This is a genomic window from Streptomyces sp. NPDC090499 (assembly GCF_044769305.1).
Lineage (GTDB): Bacteria > Actinomycetota > Actinomycetes > Streptomycetales > Streptomycetaceae > Streptomyces.
Genome location: NZ_JBIVXP010000063.1, coordinates 1 through 1014 on the forward strand (window position 1 = coordinate 1; position 1014 = coordinate 1014).

Annotated in this window: 1 protein-coding gene; it reads right to left on the reverse strand. The window is 69.3% G+C overall.

Features of this window, described 5'->3' with window-relative positions:
• A partial coding sequence (locus ACIQVL_RS51590; RefSeq protein WP_403479325.1) for an AMP-binding protein occupies positions 1-1014 on the reverse strand: 1014 nt, incomplete at its 5' end.

Here is a 1014-nt window from a genome sequence, read left to right on the forward strand (position 1 = left end):
TCAGTCCTCGCTGGGCGCCGCGGGCAGCTTCGCCTGGATGAGGTCCATGACCGTCGAGTCGGTCAGGGTCGTGACATCGCCCAGCTGCCGGTTCTCCGCGACGTCGCGGAGCAGCCGGCGCATGATCTTGCCGGAGCGGGTCTTCGGCAGCTCCGCCACCGGCAGTACCCGCTTCGGCTTGGCGATCGGGCCGAGCGTCGCGCCGACGTGGTTGCGCAGGTCGGCGATGAGGTTCTCGTCCTCGGCGTTCGCCGTGCCGCGCAGGATCACGAAGGCGACGATCGCCTGACCGGTCGTCTCGTCCGCCGCGCCGACCACGGCCGCCTCGGCGACCGACGGGTGGGACACCAGCGCCGACTCCACCTCGGTCGTCGAGATGTTGTGGCCGGAGACGAGCATGACGTCGTCCACCCGGCCGAGCAGCCAGATGTCGCCGTCGTCGTCCTTCTTCGCGCCGTCACCGGCGAAGTACCTGCCCTCGAACCGCGACCAGTACGTGTCCAGGAACCGCTGGTCGTCGCCCCAGATCGTGCGCAGCATCGACGGCCACGGCTCGGTCAGCACCAGGTAGCCGCCACCGCCGTTCGGCACCTCGTTGGCCTCGTCGTCGACGACCGTCGCCGAGATGCCGGGCAGCGGGGTCTGCGCGGAACCGGGCTTGGTCACGGTGACGCCCGGCAGTGGGGAGATCATCATCGCGCCGGTCTCGGTCTGCCACCAGGTGTCCACGATCGGCGTCCGGTCGGCACCGATGTGCTTGCGGTACCAGATCCACGCCTCGGGGTTGATCGGCTCACCGACCGACCCGAGCACCCGCAGGCTGCTCAGGTCGAACTTCGCGGGGATGTCGTCGCCCCACTTCATGAACGTGCGGATCGCGGTGGGCGCCGTGTACAGGATCGTCACCCCGTACTTCTGCACGATCTCCCAGAACCGGCCCTGGTGCGGGGTGTCCGGGGTGCCCTCGTACATCACCTGCGTCGCGCCGTTGGCCAGCGGCCCGTACACGATGTA